Genomic DNA, 12,769 nt, shown 5'->3' on the forward strand with positions numbered 1-12,769 from the left:
GATTGGGTAAAAAGATATATGCATTAAGCGAATTGTTAATATTAGTTATTACCCCCCCGTTATTTAACTTTTTTTACCATTTTGCGGCTAAAAAGTGCTTCTTCTTTGGTCTATTCATAGGTCAGAGCAGGGCTGTATTGTCGTGTCTGGACATGTTATGTTTAAAAAAACATCTCTTTTCTTTTGCAAAACGAATAGGTTTTAAACTCTTAAAAAGGGCAAGGGCTATGCTTTATAGCTTACGTTTTATGTATAAATGCTTATATAAAGATATTTCACAACAACATAATAATTTTTCTTATTTTAAAAAAGTATGCAAAAAGACAGTAAAAAAAAGTGTTTGTATATACCACCTATCTGTGAGGTAATACAGATGGAAGCGTCTAATATTATGGAGTTTTCAGGTGGTATGGGAGGTTTTCATTATGAAGGTACTTTGAACGGAGATGACGGAGATGACCCACAAAAGCCTGGTAATAGAAGTGCTGAAGAAGAAAATAATATAATACATTATATAAATAAATGAATAAGATGCAGATACTATTAAGACAGAAAACAATGGTTAAAACATTAGGGATAATGATGGTTTTTGCAGTTGTTAATATTATGTTTGCCTCATGCAGTGATGAGGGTATAGCTGGGAAAACTAAGATTTTAAATAAAGTAGAGGGTAAGGACGGCATTGAGCTTGCACAGTCTACTGTTTCTATAACAGCAGATGCGGGAATGCAGTTGCCTGATGTAAGTAAGCCTATAGACCCTACTATAGAGCCAACAAGCCGTGCTGTTTCTCTAAACGAGAAATATATGCCTTTAGCAGAAGGCTCTGAGCTTAAAGCAAGAGTTTTTATTGTTAAAGCGCCTAAAGACGCAAGAAAGAAGATAGGTTGGAGCGATGCCATCGATCCCAAAGATATTATTTTAGGTGCTGGAGAGCTGGAATGGGACATACAACAAACTATGCCCGGTGGTGGTGTGAGGTTATATTCTACAAAGAAAGTAACTTTTCACTGGCTTAAAGGCGATGGTAACGTGGATATTAAGAAGGGAGAAAACTGGTATATATGTGGTATTATAGGAGGAGAATATAATAAGGAATACGATGAAGCGCGTAATAATCCTGAAAATAATGAGGCTGATCGTAAGCTTGCAGAGAGGCTTTATCATTTCTATGTAGACTTCGATCCTAATAATTCGCCTAAGCATAACACTATAGATAGTGAAGGACACATACAGGTAACAGCACCGTTTACAACGGGGTGGACTAAGTTAGACATAAAAGAAGACAACAAGATAAGCTTGCATCAGTGGAACTTTAAACCTATGGGAACGCTGTTACATTTTCGTATTAAGCGCGATGAGAGCTTGGTGCCACTTGAGGCATGTAGATATACTTTTGCCAGCTCGCAGCTTACGGCTAATGGCGGATTTCTTATGATGCCACAAACTATGTTTAGAACAAAAGATGATGACTTAAAAGAAGATTACACAGCAGGGGTAGACTGTGAGATACGCCCATGGACTAACAGCATAGTAGGTAACTTTTACTGGAATTATGTATACGATATGCGTCCGCATTTTAATAACACTTCCACTCAGACAGGATACGAAGAAAGTAAACATGCTAATGATTGGGGTCCTGCTATATATGAGTATAGATATACCTTTGACGCAAACGCTATGCGTAAAAATAACAAGACTGGTTATGACGACTTTTATGTATGGGGTATGCCTGTGCCTCACACAGAGCAGGTGGGTACCTCGCAGATGACTGCCGAGCGTGGAGGCTTTATGCTTGGTTGTAAGCAGAAAAAAGGTAAAAAATACGATTATGCTAACGAATGGCTTTATGCTGCTAAAGAGCGAGAACTAAAGTCGGGCGAATATAAGATTTTCGACTTTAAGCAAAAGCCAGGAAAAGCCTTCTTAGTAGAGCTTGGAGTATGCCGCCCAAGGTTTAGCGCTATGGAAGGTGAAAAGCTAAAATATCCATGGGCAAACCCTCTTGAGCGTTTTGCTGTAACTAATAGCCGCACAGAGGGTAAGGGCTTTCATGGTGAAAACCTTCAGCATACTAATGAAGATAAAAATGGGGAGGTATATGATTGGTCTATTAAGAATGGTCCGTTTAAGATGCGCTTTATTAATAAGGATAGACGCTATTTGCCTGAAGGCTATCATTTACCAAGCGGTGAAGAGTTTGGGATATGCTTCCCTAATATAATTAAAAACATAAATGAAATAAAATTGTATAAAGACCTTTTAAAATATTCTGATATAAAGTCAGCACCTAAACCATACTTAGAGATGTATGACCCTACCAAAGATGACACAAGAGGTCGTATTATTGCTTCAAGCAAAAATCCTGCTGAAGACGAAACCGCGTATTGGCAAACCAGTCCATTGTTTTATGGCTACTATATGCATAACCCTAAAAACCCTCTTGAGTTTTATGCTATACGCTTTTGTGGTGAAAACAAAGAGGCATCAAAGATGGAGAATAGAAACCGTAGCATCGTAGGAAACCGTTACAGGTGTGTGTATCGCTGGCGCGTGCTTAATGCAGGAAGTAATGATAAGTTAAGCGAAGACGAGCATGGTATGCGTATTGTGGTGCAGAGCCGATGGATAGGGCATGCTAATGTTAGCGTAAAAGATATTATAGACGAGCGTTGGTGGGGTGAGTGTTCGACGCAGAACCCTTTATATAAGGCAGATTGTTACCGTGTGTTGCCTGCTGTGGGGTATCCACATGCTATATCCGGCATTTGGAGTATTACTTACTTTTCAAGGACACGTTGGCTTTATGATAACTACAGTAATGATGATGTCGATCATAATATCGATCTCTGTTGTAGAGCTTATAACAGAAACGGATTTACTCGTAAGCATTGGTCAGTTAATAAGTACTGCTACGGTGTACGCTTGATGACAGATAGAGAAACTGACGAGTTCGGACCGCTTGCGCCACGCAACAGTCAAAGAGATATGTATGAAGGCACGCTTATTCACCGCCCAGAAGACGATGGGAAAAGTGATTGGACTTATCCCGTAAAGAAGAAATAACCTTTTTTTAAAATAGTTAGCGGTATGGTAAAAGAAGATATGTGGTTAAAGATAGCTAAAAGAAAAGCTATGATTATCTTTCTTTTTACAAACCGTTAGCTATAAATGAACAATAGAAGAGCATTTAAGAGGAAGGAAAATAAAGATGAAAAAGAAAAATAAGTTATTTTTATACTAAAAATAACCTAAAAATGCTTTTAAAATAATTTATTTTTCCTCGCTAAACCTTTCCTTTTACTGCTTTAACTTTTGCCTTTTACAGCTTTAAGTGTAGGCTTTTTTCTCGGAAAGGTTGTTTTATAAGCTTTATAAGGCTTTAAAGAGAGAGTTAGGTTAAAACAACGAAAAGGGCTAAAACCATATATAGGTTTTAGCCCTTAATCATAAAATATGAGAAATGTTTACTGGAAACAAACAACAATATGTGTGCTTCTTACTTTCTATCTCCTAAAAAGCGTAATAGGTATAAGAAGAGATTAACGAAGTCGAGGTACAGGCTTAAAGCTCCGATGAGAGCTACTTTTTGTGCCTGCTCATTAATATCGCCTACTAAAGATAGCTGTTTTTTTATGTTCTGTGTGTCCCACGCTGTTAGTCCGGTGAAGATTAATACACCAAATGCGCTAACTATGAGGTCCATCATAGAGCTTTTTAGAAATATATTAACCATACCTGCTATTATAAGTCCTATGACAGCCATCATGAGAATGCTGCCCAAGCGCGATAAGTCGCGTTTTGTAGCATATCCTATAAGAGCCATAGCACCAAATGTTCCTGCTGTGATAAGGAATGTTTTTGTTATAGATGCTATGTTATAAGCCATAAATATCCAGCCTAATGTAGCCCCATTGATAATAGAAAACAATATAAACCACATTGTAGCACTTTGCAGTGATAGCCTGTTTATGCGTGCCGATACATAAAAAACAATGCCTACCTCAATGATTGCACATATTAAAATAGGCATTCTGCTTGTGTAAAGCATTTGCATCATGGCAGGCGACGTGCTTAAAAAGTAGGCTGTGATGCCTGTTATAACAAGTGCCATGGTCATCCATGTAAATACTTTGCGCATTAATACCGGCATAGCTTTTTGCATAGCAAGATCGCGCTCTCTTGTGTTAGCTTGAGTAGAAAAGTTGTCAAAATTCATGTTAGCTCTTATTTTTATTTATGTTATTATTTTACATCAGCATATAGCTGACATGTTTTATTTTATTTTATATCATTGATAATATTACAGATACGAACAAAAGGTGTACCATATTATGGTTTTAGGTAAGGTTTTGTGCGCTATGTTTGTTAATTTTCATTATAGTAACTTAATAGTTAGTCTGTTATCTTTAGAAATGCTTTTTCTGCAGCTTTTTGCCCTCTTAGTGGGTTGCCTCCCACCAATGTGTGCTTTTTATAGTCTTTAGGGCTACAGGGTGTGTTGTAGGGTCTGATATGGTTAAGCCGCTATAATCTTCTACAGGTATATTTTTTTTTACATATAAAGCGCTAAAAAGATTCTTTGTAGAAGTAGATGCTATAACGGTGCTTTGTAATGTTTGACGGAAGATAGAAAATTCCTCTTCAGATAGCTTCATTTGTTTTACATACGACAAGATGTCAAAGAAGATAGTAGGCTCAAACCCTCCTAACTTCTGAATATAATCTTTCTGGTTATCTTGTATTGTATATTTATGGTTTAGCTTTTTCATCTGTTCTGCTAAAAGCTCAGTCTTTGAGCAGTCTATAACAGATAGTGCGCCATAAGGAAAACGATATGTATCGAAAAACTTTTTAAAAGAGCTTACCACCTCTTTATAATTTGGCTTTTCAGGGTTAAGATGAGCATACATATCTTTGTAAGGCATACCTACGGCAAGTATCTCGCTTGTGCTTGCTATGAGATAACGGGTAACGTCTTTAAGAGCATAGGCAGTTTCTACATTTGCCATATAGCAATTGTCAAAGAGCAGGTATTGTAGCTTTATATCAGCTTGTTTTATACCACGAGCAACATCGTCTACGTCCATAGCATACTCTTTGTCAGAAACACTACCTATGAAGCGTGTCATTGTAAATTGTGGTGCTTTCCATGCGGTTTTTACAGACCTGCGCGCGCGGGTAGGATATTCTTTCCATGCGTCTTTTGCTGTCCACCCTGTGCCGTGTCCACCTATAATTAAGCCGTACTTTGTTTTGCTGTCTGCGTTAGTGTAAGTCTTAACTGTAGAAAGCAGCGAAGCAAGCCCCTTAGAGGTGTTAAAAGAGTATGTCGAGGTATAGGTTTTTACAATATTCTCTTTAACAGCTCCATCTTTATATGTTAATAGATAAAGTTCCGATTCTTCTGCCGACTTGCTTAGAAACACCATTATCTTTAGACCATTAGCAATGCCACCTTCTTTTTTTATTCCCTCTTCAATACCTTTTATATTGTTTTTAAAATCTTCTAACAAGCCCGCGTAAGTATTATCGGCATTGCCTGTCCATGGCATATATACTATTAAGACACTTGAGGTAAAGGGATCGTTACCAAAGTGTGTATCTTCTTCATCTGTCTTACAACTTATTACTATTACTGCTGCTATAAGAAGTAATAATAAGTGGTATAAATATTTTTTTGTCATTATTATTGTTTCAGTGTGCTGCTTAGCTTTATATTACTTAGGGCAAAGTTACATTGTTATTTAGAATAAAACTGTGAAAATATGAATTTAAAAGGAACTTTAACGAAAATATTCTTTTTTCGTCTTCATACATTTGTTTACAGTGTGCGTGATTTATGCGTAACGTGTCCTTATGTATAAGGCTTTATAGTTGTTTTTTTTAGTGGAAAAAAAAGAAAATGGTTTTTATTGCAAAAGTATTTGTTTTTATGCAGTGTTTTATATAGTTTTGTATAAGAAAAGAAACGGTATGAATATTAGAAGATGAAGGTAAAAAAAAGCAGATTAGAGGCTTTGAGGCTTATTATCTCAAGTATGGAGCTTGGGTCTCAGACAGATGTGCTTAAAGAGCTTAAGAAGAGGGGTTATAAGCTTACCCAAGCTACATTGAGCAGAGACCTAAGACAGCTAAAGGCAGCAAGGGCTGCCTCACATGATGGTAAGTATGTGTATGTTTTGCCTAATGAGACAACCTATAAGCGTGTATCTACACCGTTATCTACTGGCAAGCTCTTACAGCAAGAGGGGTGCTTGTCTTTCAGTATGTCGGGGCAGTTAGCAGTGTTAAAGACGCGTAAGGGATATGCCAGCGCATTAGCCTGTGATATTGATTCGGCTCATATAGATGGTATATTAGGCACGATAGCAGGCTATGATACCATATTTATAGCTATCAGAGAAGGTATGTCTAAGGAAGAGATAAAAGGTAAGTTTGCTTTAATCATACCAGACATTATTCATGAGGTTTAGTAGCTTACGGCTTTAAAAGTATATATTTTTACGTTAAAAAGGAAAATGGACTTATTGTTAGACGCATCATGGAAAGAGGAGCTTAAAGAGGAGTTTATGAAGCCTTATTTTACAGAGCTTTATAAAAAAGTGCAGCAAGAGTATGAGCAGTACACCTGTTATCCGGACAAGAGCCTCATCTTTAATGCTTTTAACCTGTGCCCTTTTAGTAAGGTTAAGGTAGTTATTCTGGGGCAAGACCCTTACCATGGGCAAGGGCAAGCTATGGGGTTAAGTTTCTCAGTGCCAGAGAGTGTTAGTGTTCCGCCTTCTCTAAGAAATATTTATAAAGAGATATTAAGTGATGTAGGTAGCCCAATACCTTTATCTGGCGACTTGACACGATGGGCAGAGCAAGGTGTTTTATTGCTAAATGCCACGCTAACTGTGCGTGCGCAGAAAGCAAATAGTCATAAAAAGATAGGGTGGGGCATGTTTACTAATGAAGTAATAAAGATATTAAGCCAGAGAAAAGAGCATTTGGTCTTTATGCTTTGGGGCAGGTTTGCATGTTCTAAGAGAGCTTTTATAGATACTACTAAGCATTGTATTTTAGACAGTTCTCACCCTTCACCATTGTCAGCAAATCGTGGAGGGTGGTTTGGTAAGCACCACTTCTCACGTTGTAACTTATATTTAAAGAGTAACGGTATAGAGGAAATAAGATGGTAAGTAGAGATACTTTTTCGGAGCAGATAGTTCTGGTGGGTAATGTTTATGTCTCAACTAAGCTGTTTACAGTAAACTTCTGTTGCGATTTAGATAGTTGTCATGGGCGTTGTTGTGTGGAAGGAGAGTCTGGCGCACCTGTAACAATAGATGAGGTAATGGAAATAGAAGGCTCTGTAGACGATGTTTGGAAGGATCTTTCAGCATCTGCACAGACAGTAATAGACAAGCAGGGTGTGGCATATACTGATATAGATGGCGACCTTGTTACAAGTATAGTAAACGGAAAGGATTGTGTGTTTACCTGTTATGATAAGGAAAACTGTCTATGCTCTTTAGAAAAAAGGTACAGGGAGGGAAGTATTAGTTTTGTTAAGCCCATATCATGTGCTCTTTATCCGGTAAGGGAGAAAGACTTTCATGACGGTACTTTTGGTATAAACTATCATAAGTGGGATATATGTAAAGATGCTATAAAGAAGGGTGAAGCACTTCAGCTGCCTCTTTATAAGTTTTTGGAAGTGCCTTTAAAAAGGCGTTTTGGTGTAGAGTGGTATGATGAGTTGTCTGCCATAGGCGAGCAGATACTTTTGCTGTAAGCAAGTTAAAAAGACAAAAAAGGCGTAATGACGCTTGCCTCTTCTAAGAAGCTCCAAGCATCATTACGCCTAACTTTCCACCATTATATAAAGCTACTGTTTTGTTATTAAATAAAGTAAAAACTATAAATAAGGTTTTTGTTCTTATTATAAGATAGCAGCTTTTTATAAGTCGTCTATAAGTGCAGTACTCTTAGCATACGCAGTACTCTTAGCTTCAAAGAAGTCTGTCTTTACCATATTAGCATTAGAGTATTGTGCTACCCATTGCATATCGGCAGGCTCTGCCTGATTATCTTCAAAAAGATAATCGAAGCCTAAGCTCTTCCAGCGTAAGTTTCCAAGGTAACGTATGTAGTCGTAGACCATCTGCTGAGTAAGCCCTTGTACATCATTACCTATAACATACTGCCCCCATGCTATTTCTTGCCTTACCCCTTCGCGCATCATCTCTTCATATACTGCTACTTTTTCTGGTGTAAAGAGGTCTGGCTCTTCTTGTTTTAGCTCTACAATGATATTACGAAATAGCCATAAGTGGGTGTTTTCATCACGATTTATATAGCGTATTTCTTGTGCAGAGCCAGGCATTTTACCATTTCTGCTTAAGTTGTAGAAGAACATAAATCCGCTGTAGAAGTATATTCCCTCAAGTATGAAGTTAGCCACGCATGCTTTCATAAGGCAAAACTTATCACGATTGGCCTGAAACTCATTATAGCAGTCGCCAATAAAAGTGTTACGACGTAATAGGTGTTCATCGGTTTTCCATTGATAAAGAATATCATTTCGTTCCTCTGGTGAGCATATTGTGTCTAACATATAGCTATAGCTTTGGCTATGCACACACTCTTGAAAGGTTTGTATGTGTAAGCATAGGTTTACCTCATTGGCTGTTATATATTCGCTTATAGTAGGGAGGTTATTGCTTTGCAAAGAGTCGAGGAACACTAAAAAGCTAAGAATCTTATCATAAGCCTTGCGCTCTGCAGCAGGTAAGTTGGGGTAATCTTTTATATCTTGTGCCAAATTAATTTCTTCTGGAATCCAAAAGTTGTTCATAGCTTGTCGATACCAGTCGCTCACCCATGAGTAGCGCATATTATTAAAGTCGTTAAGATTAGTGGAGTTGCCCCCTATCATACGACGTAATCTTAAGTCAGTGTCGCCTTGTGGATTAAATAAGGCGTTACGTTGAAGTTTAGACATATTAATAAAAAAATGAGAATTTAATAATTTGATAATGTAGTTTTAATGATTTGCAAGAGCATAAAAAGTAAAAGTAAAAGAGTCTTCAGTTTTTTACTTATGATGCGCAGCTTTCACATTCTTCCACTTCTAACGACTTGCTTCTAACATAGTATATTGTTTTCACACCACACTTCCATGCTAAAAGATATAAGTTAAGCACTTGCCTCATAGTGTAATCGTTTGTTATATAAAGGTTCATGCTTTGTGCTTGGTCTATATGTCGTTGTCTAATGCCTGAGGCACGAACGCTCCATTGCTGGTTAATGTAGTATGCACCTTTATACATCCAGTAAGTTTTATCAGACAGTTCTGGTGCTACACGAGGTAATATAGCTCCTTTTTTCTCTTCGAGGAAGAAGCGTTGCATGATAGGATCAAGCCCAGCTGTGGTACCTGCTAAAATACTTGTGCTGCTTGTAGGTGCTACAGCTAAAAGATAAGCATTGCGCATACCTTGTGTTTGTACCTTTTCCTGTAAGTGTTTCCATTTATCGCTGCGGTAATCGCGTTTTTTAAAGTAAGCTCCTGTTTGCCAGTCGCTACCATTGAAGTATTCGTAGCTGCCTTTTTCTTTGGCTATATCAGAGCTGGCTTTTATAGCTGCGTAATTGATAGTTTCAAACACTTCGTCCATAAATTCTAAGTGGCGATCGCTTTCCCATTTTATTCCTCGTTTTGCTAAGGCGTGATGATAACCACTTACCCCAAGCCCTATGCTACGATAGCGATGATTAGTAATTTTAGCAAAAGGTACTGGGTAAAAGTTGAGGTCGATAACGTTATCTAAAGCTCTTACAACGGTGTTAATCTTATCGCACATAGCGTCTTTATCCTCTAAAGGTAGCCTGCCTAAGGATAGACTGGCTAAGTTGCACACAACAAATTCGCCGGGCTTAACGGTAGTTACTACCACCTTATCGCCATTTTCTGTTTTCACCTCTTGGCTTATTTCTTCTATAGCAGCCATGTTTTGTGCTATCTCTGTACAAAGGTTAGAACAGTAAATAATGCCTTTATGACCATTAGGATTAGCGCGATTAACAGTATCTCTGTTAAAAGTAAATGGTGTACCTGTTTCTACTGCCGAACGTAGAATAAGCCTGATAAGGTCTTTTATGCTTATAACACGGCGTGAAAGGCGTGTGTCGTCTATACATTCCTGATAGTGGCGTTCCCATTCTTCGCCATAGAAGTCTTCTAAAGCATATCCTTTAACACGTAAAATCTCATTAGGACAGAATAAAACCCAATTCTGATCAAGGTTTTGTTCTGCCATACGCCAAAACAAGTCAGGGTAGCATACGGCAGGGAAGATGTCGTGAGCCTTCATACGATCATCACCGTTATTTGTGCGCAACTGTAAAAATTCAGGAATATCCTTGTGCCAAACATCTAAATATACAGCCACTGCACCTTGTCGCATACCAAGCTGATCTACAGCTACAGCAGTGTCGTTTACCAATTTCATCCAACGTATTACTCCGCCTGCAACACCTTTAAAGCCACGAATATCACCACCTGTGGCACGTACTTTACCAAAATACATTCCCATACCACCACCAAACTTGCTCACTTGGGCAAAGTTGTCAATGCTGCGATAAATGCCGATAAGGCTGTCTGGTACAGTGTCTATGAAGCAGCTTGATAGCTGATGGCTTGGCTTACGAGCATTAGAGAGTGTAGGAGTGGCCATGGTTACTTCCAGCTTGCTTAGCAAGTCGTATATTTTTCCTACCCAAGAGAGCCTGTTTTCCTTTTCGGGCATTGCCAGATGCAGGGCAATACCCATATACATTTCTTGTATGCGCTCTATTATTTTATGATCGAAAGTGCGAATTAGGTAACGTTTAGATAGAAGGTCTAAACCACTATAATTGAAAAGGTAGTTACGACTGTTATCCATTCGTTTTTCTGCCCATGCTATATCTTCTTTAGAATAGTTTTCTAAAATATAGCCACCATATAACCCTTCATCTGTAAGATAGCGTATCTTGTCATAAAAAGAACTAATCCCCAGCTTACGTTCTACCTCGTCTATGTTACGATTTATCTGAAAGCTAAGCAGCCTACCTGCTATCATCTCCCATTTAGGACATTCTGCAGTGGTAAGTTCTACGGCAGCTTTAATAAGAGCATTCATCTTTTCCTTTTGTGTCATTAAAGGTTTAGAGAAGCTCATAAACTTATCTGAAAGTAATGTTACGCTGTATTCTGCACTACGAAAGTCTTGCCTAATACCATTGAGGACTTTTTCTATCTCATTATCGCCAATATTAAAAGCAATGTTTTTTATATATTTGCGTTGTTCGTTGCGTTGCCAACGAAAGAGAATATAGCTTTTAGCTTCATCGAAAAACCCATGTTTCATTAATGTCTTCTCAACACGGTCTTGAATACTTTCTACATCGCGCTTGTCGGTGTTCTCTTTTATGAAGCACTCTACCTCTAAAGCCATCTCTTCTATTTCTTTCTGATGCCCTGTATTTTCGGTGCTTATAAAGCTTTTACTTATTGCTATTATTATTTTAGATGGTGTGTAAGCTTCTATGCTGCCATCTCTTTTTGTAATGTTCATTATAATAAAATCCGTAAAAAATGTATAAAAGAAGAGCTATTTTGCGCTACTATATGGTATCATGGCTAACGCATCGGCTATTTTTTCTACACCTTCCTGTAGTGGCCCTGCTACCATGCCTTTTGCAAAAAAAGGAATATTGGCGTCTATAGTAAGCTTTATTTTAGATGAAGAATCGTCTGTAGGGAGTATTTGTATCCAAAAATTAAAAGATAAGGGCGAGTTTTCACTGGCAAACTTTATAGTTTTAGGTTCATCACGCTCAATGATGCGCATGGATATTTTCCCAACAGGGTTTACAGATATAGATATTGTATCTTCATCGAAGGTAAGATCCTTTAGCTTATCATCAGGGATCTGGCTCTTTATACGTTCTATATTAGTTAGATTGCTTAGCATATTATACACATCTTCTTGTGGATAAGCAATCTGTTTTATACTACTTTCAAATTTACTCATTTTATTTATTCCAATTAGAAGGGTCTTTACGCCAGTTGTTTAATAGCGCAACATCACCTTGTTTTATATATCCTGTTTCTAAAGCTTTTTCTACTACATGCTCATAATCGGTAAGAGTAACAAGCTCTACACCAGCTTCTTTAAATGCTTGTTCTGCTATAGGGAAACCATAGGTGTAAGAAGCCACCATACCTACTACCTTTAATCCTGCTTCACGTAGAGCAGCTACAGCTTTTAGAGAAGAGCCACCTGTAGAAATAAGGTCTTCTACTACTACCACTTTCGATCCTTTAGGAAGTTCGCCCTCTATTTGATTTTTCATACCATGATCTTTTGGTTTAGGGCGTACGTATGCATAAGGTAAAGCCAGCTCTTGTGCCACAAGCATACCTTGTGCAATAGCCCCAGTAGCTACTCCTGCAACGGCAGAGGCTTCAGAGAAGTGTTTTAAGATGGCATGTACCAACTCTGTTTTTACAAAGGAGCGCACATCATGATAAGATAATGTTTTACGGTTATCGCAATAAAAAGGAGATTTCCACCCACTGGCCCATGTAAAAGGGTCGTTTGGTTGTAACTTGATGGCTTTAATACTTAGGAGCTTTCCTGCAAAAACTTTCTTTAGATCTTCCATAAAATGAATTATAAGTGATTGTTTGTATCTGCAAACTTACATATTTTTTTTGAGATAGCTCTCCCTT

The 12,769-nt window shown here is 37.9% G+C and carries 11 protein-coding genes; 5 read left to right on the forward strand and 6 right to left on the reverse strand.

Annotated elements, in window-relative coordinates:
- Positions 1 to 313 precede the first annotated feature (313 nt).
- Both F596_RS11765 and F596_RS0103310 read left to right on the forward strand, forming a co-directional pair.
- Positions 314 to 526 carry a hypothetical protein gene (locus F596_RS11765; RefSeq protein ID WP_154648169.1) on the forward strand — a complete coding sequence of 71 codons (213 nt, stop codon included), beginning with the start codon at positions 314 to 316 and terminating at the stop codon, positions 524 to 526.
- Between the two features lie 32 nt (positions 527 to 558).
- A complete protein-coding gene (locus F596_RS0103310) occupies positions 559 to 3,066 on the forward strand; it encodes a hypothetical protein (RefSeq protein ID WP_238292653.1) in 2,508 nt (835 codons plus the stop codon).
- A gap of 433 nt (positions 3,067 to 3,499) precedes the next feature.
- On the opposite strand, the gene F596_RS0103315 is transcribed toward F596_RS0103310, so the two are convergent.
- Positions 3,500 to 4,219: a Bax inhibitor-1/YccA family protein gene (locus F596_RS0103315; RefSeq protein WP_019035858.1), complete on the reverse strand. Its 720-nt coding sequence runs from the start codon at positions 4,217 to 4,219 to the stop codon at positions 3,500 to 3,502.
- A gap of 223 nt (positions 4,220 to 4,442) precedes the next feature.
- The gene (locus F596_RS0103320; RefSeq protein WP_019035859.1) at positions 4,443 to 5,687 is read right to left on the reverse strand and encodes a clostripain-related cysteine peptidase; all 1,245 of its coding nucleotides are present in this window, start codon (positions 5,685 to 5,687) and stop codon (positions 4,443 to 4,445) included.
- 303 nt (positions 5,688 to 5,990) lie between these two features.
- Between F596_RS0103320 and F596_RS0103325 the strand changes: the two genes are divergently transcribed.
- Genes F596_RS0103325 through F596_RS0103335 form a run of 3 tightly spaced genes read left to right on the forward strand, consistent with a single transcriptional unit; the run spans position 5,991 to position 7,783 of the window.
- A complete protein-coding gene (locus F596_RS0103325) occupies positions 5,991 to 6,476 on the forward strand; it encodes an arginine repressor (protein ID WP_019035860.1) in 486 nt (161 codons plus the stop codon).
- Between the two features lie 45 nt (positions 6,477 to 6,521).
- Positions 6,522 to 7,187, forward strand: a complete 666-nt coding sequence (gene ung / locus F596_RS0103330; protein ID WP_019035861.1) for a uracil-DNA glycosylase — start codon at positions 6,522 to 6,524, stop codon at positions 7,185 to 7,187.
- Entirely contained in the window at positions 7,181 to 7,783 is a 603-nt protein-coding gene (locus F596_RS0103335) for a DUF3109 family protein (protein ID WP_019035862.1), read from the forward strand. The genes ung and F596_RS0103335 overlap by 7 nt, the downstream gene beginning before the upstream one ends.
- 165 nt (positions 7,784 to 7,948) lie before the next feature.
- On the opposite strand, the gene F596_RS0103340 is transcribed toward F596_RS0103335, so the two are convergent.
- From F596_RS0103340 to pyrE, 4 genes are all read right to left on the reverse strand, one after another.
- Complete coding sequence (locus F596_RS0103340) at positions 7,949 to 8,992, reverse strand: ribonucleotide-diphosphate reductase subunit beta (RefSeq protein ID WP_008448011.1); 1,044 nt, start codon at positions 8,990 to 8,992, stop codon at positions 7,949 to 7,951.
- Between the two features lie 97 nt (positions 8,993 to 9,089).
- Positions 9,090 to 11,609, reverse strand: coding sequence for a ribonucleoside-diphosphate reductase subunit alpha (locus F596_RS0103345; RefSeq protein WP_008447928.1), 2,520 nt, complete (start codon positions 11,607 to 11,609; stop codon positions 9,090 to 9,092).
- Positions 11,610 to 11,645: 36 nt separating this feature from the next.
- Positions 11,646 to 12,068 (reverse strand): polyketide cyclase, encoded by a 423-nt coding sequence (locus F596_RS0103350; protein WP_008447938.1) that lies wholly within the window; start codon positions 12,066 to 12,068, stop codon positions 11,646 to 11,648.
- A gap of 1 nt (position 12,069) precedes the next feature.
- Positions 12,070 to 12,702 (reverse strand): orotate phosphoribosyltransferase, encoded by a 633-nt coding sequence (gene pyrE / locus F596_RS0103355; RefSeq protein WP_008447963.1) that lies wholly within the window; start codon positions 12,700 to 12,702, stop codon positions 12,070 to 12,072.
- Positions 12,703 to 12,769 lie beyond the last annotated feature (67 nt).

It is taken from the genome of Prevotella amnii DSM 23384 = JCM 14753 (assembly GCF_000378745.1).
GTDB classification, from domain to species: Bacteria; Bacteroidota; Bacteroidia; order Bacteroidales; family Bacteroidaceae; genus Prevotella; species Prevotella amnii.